Source organism: Pseudomonas sp., assembly GCF_049645325.1.
In the GTDB taxonomy this organism is placed as follows: Bacteria; Pseudomonadota; Gammaproteobacteria; order Pseudomonadales; family Pseudomonadaceae; genus Aquipseudomonas.
Map to the genome: position 1 here is coordinate 1 of NZ_JBARTQ010000529.1, position 2,992 is coordinate 2,992.

Genomic DNA, 2,992 nt, shown 5'->3' on the forward strand with positions numbered 1-2,992 from the left:
TTCGCGAGCAAGCCCGCTCCCACAGTAGAACCGGTTCCAACGTGACATAAAGTGTGAACCGGACACTGCAATAACGATTCAGCAGGCCAAGCCTTAACCCCTTGATCTGCAATAACTTGAATAGCAGCCGCCGCTACGGCAGGCTTGCACGATTAACGACCCTCTACCGGGAGAGACAACACAATGGCACTTATCAGCATGCGTCAAATGCTGGACCACGCAGCCGAGTTCGGCTACGGCGTCCCAGCCTTTAACGTCAACAACCTTGAGCAGATGCGCGCCATCATGGAAGCCGCTGACAAGACCGACTCCCCAGTGATCGTCCAGGCTTCGGCCGGTGCCCGCAAATACGCCGGTGCGCCGTTCCTGCGTCACCTGATCCTCGCCGCGATCGAAGAATTCCCGCACATCCCGGTGTGCATGCACCAGGACCATGGCACCAGCCCTGACGTGTGCCAGCGCTCCATCCAGCTGGGCTTCAGCTCGGTGATGATGGACGGCTCGCTCGGCGAAGACGGCAAAACCCCAACCGACTACGAGTACAACGTACGCGTTACCCAACAAACCGTGGCCATGGCTCACGCCTGCGGCGTGTCGGTTGAAGGCGAGCTGGGCTGCCTGGGTTCGCTGGAAACCGGCATGGCCGGTGAAGAAGACGGCATCGGCGCCGAAGGCGTGCTGGATCACAGCCAGATGCTGACCGACCCGGAAGAAGCGGCCGACTTCGTCAAAAAGACCCAAGTCGACGCCCTGGCCATCGCCATCGGCACCAGCCACGGCGCCTACAAGTTCACCAAGCCACCTACCGGCGACGTACTGGCCATCGACCGCATCAAGGAAATCCACAAACGCATCCCGAACACCCACTTGGTGATGCACGGTTCTTCCTCGGTCCCGCAAGAGTGGCTGGCGATCATCAATCAGTACGGCGGCGACATCAAAGAAACCTACGGCGTGCCGGTTGAAGAAATCGTCGAAGGCATCAAGTACGGCGTGCGCAAGGTCAACATCGACACCGACCTGCGCCTGGCGTCCACCGGCGCAATGCGTCGCCTGATGGCCACCAACCCGAGCGAATTCGACCCACGTAAATTCTTCGGTGCCACGGTCACTGCCATGCGTGACGTGTGTATCGCACGTTATGAAGCGTTTGGTACGGCCGGTAATGCTTCGAAGATCAAGCCGATCTCGTTGGAAGCGATGTACCAGCGTTATTTGAAAGGTGAGTTGAATGCCAAGGTGAACTGAGCCTAAGGCGTTTAAACAGAAGCCCGCAGCGATGCGGGCTTTTTTGTGCGCGATCGTTCCCACGCTCTACTTCGGAATGCCGCCTAATGGGCTGGCTAAAAAAATCACCTAGGCCGTTATTTTACGGTATTAGGCTTTGTATAGATTGAAGTCGTATGTTTGACCTACATTCGGCCCCCCGCGCGCAACGTAAGTCTTACCACTCAAATGAGCATAGCTCCTGTCAGGCGATGCTAAAGTGATGTTATGCACGTTATTCTCTCCACCTGTAACCTCTGCTCGGAGGGTGAAAGTTACAGGGCTTTCTCCGGATAAGTTTTGATAAGCGAAATCGCCGGTAACCTTGAAGCGCAATCCGTAATAGTCCATTGTCGCGTCAGTTATCTTGCCCGTTTGCGGGTTTGAGGCAATGATTTTCAGGGTGGCGGCGTTACTCTCGTTACCTCTAGACACATTGCCTGTATAAGTTCCGTTCGGATTCACTTGGCCCATGATGTTCACCTTTGCTGCAAGCTATTAAGAGTGGATATCTACTTCGGTCGTTTTCATTGTTTAAGGTGCTCTATGAGGGTAGTGAGTAAGCTGCAATGTGTAACCTGTTAGAAATGACAGTTTTTATACTTGTTTGCGTTGTTTTATATAGCGGTTGCTACCAAGAGCAAGCAGGAGGTGAAAGCGTGAGTAACCTGGCGGGTATCAACTGTAAAAAAGCCCGCATCGGTGCGGGCTTTTGTTCGGCTGGGATTTGATTAGACGGCGTCAGGTTTATCGAAACCACGATGCTCGATGACCCGGAACACATCACTCACGTCCTGCACCAGAATGCGTGCCGTGTTGGCCACGTTGTTCAGGTCGCGCTCGGCGAAGTCCAGAAAGCTGGAGCAGGCCATCACGTTGAGGTGTTCAAGGGCTGCGTTGAGGCGTTCGCGCAGGCAGGCGTGGAGGTCCAGCAGTGGGGCGTCGCTGTCGACCAATAGCACGGGATAGTCGGTGGCGGTTTCGGTGCAGGGATAGAAACGGCGGGGTGGAAGTTGGTTCTTCATGGAAAATCCTTAACTCGAAAGAAGAATGGCCACCTTTTGCTGCGAAACAAATGGGGTGGCAGCTGTACGCGGGTTCGCAGACCGAGGAGTTAAGACCCGGCAGACCCGAAGGTCTCCCACGCACAGCCGCCATAACAAAAACGGCCATCGGCGAGAGCCTAGGCTGTTTTTGACGGGTGCGGAATTAACTCTGTAGGGCTGCGAAACCCTATCGCTGTTGTTCAATGCCAGCGACGGGGCGAACTATAAGCGTCGCCCCGATTCCCCGCAACGCCCGTGTAGGACCAACGCCGAGCCTCCAGCCCATGCAGTGCAACTGTGGGAGCCGGGCTTGCCCGCGATGACGGTGGGTCAGCCATCAAAAATGCAGGCTGATACACCGCCATCGCGGGCATGCCCTGCTCCCACAATATTAAGTGGCATGTTGAACCGTCTTGACCTATCGTCGAATTATCCCGGCTTTCCATCAGACGATGCCAGCGGCAAGTGTTGATCAGATCAGTGATCTTAAGTGGCTATTAGTTTATTTCGACAAGCCCGCCGTGAGGCGGGTTTTTTATGGGTCGACATGGTTACTTCAGTGCATTGGAAGCAAACGCCCTCGCACAGGGTTCAGTAACCTGATGGTTTAGTTATCATGATCAATATCCAACTTCGCAAACGTCACACGTGCCCCCTCCTTGCTGTCCCCACTATTGTCC

3 protein-coding genes are annotated in these 2,992 nt (G+C 55.0%); 1 reads left to right on the top strand and 2 read right to left on the bottom strand.

The features are described 5' to 3' along the window. The first annotated feature begins 183 nt into the window (after nt 1–183). Complete coding sequence (gene fba / locus WBB95_RS22440) at nt 184–1,248, top strand: class II fructose-bisphosphate aldolase (RefSeq protein WP_003177554.1); 1,065 nt, start codon at nt 184–186, stop codon at nt 1,246–1,248. Between the two features lie 129 nt (nt 1,249–1,377). Here the strand turns inward: fba and WBB95_RS22445 are convergent, their stop codons facing one another. Together WBB95_RS22445 and WBB95_RS22450 are read right to left on the bottom strand one after the other, a co-directional pair. Then, nucleotides 1,378–1,740, bottom strand: coding sequence for a hypothetical protein (locus tag WBB95_RS22445; RefSeq protein WP_424489565.1), 363 nt, complete (start codon nt 1,738–1,740; stop codon nt 1,378–1,380). A gap of 257 nt (nt 1,741–1,997) precedes the next feature. Beyond that, nucleotides 1,998–2,291 carry a fructose-bisphosphate aldolase gene (locus WBB95_RS22450; RefSeq protein ID WP_424489566.1) on the bottom strand — a complete coding sequence of 98 codons (294 nt, stop codon included), beginning with the start codon at nt 2,289–2,291 and terminating at the stop codon, nt 1,998–2,000. Nucleotides 2,292–2,992: the final 701 nt, after the last annotated feature.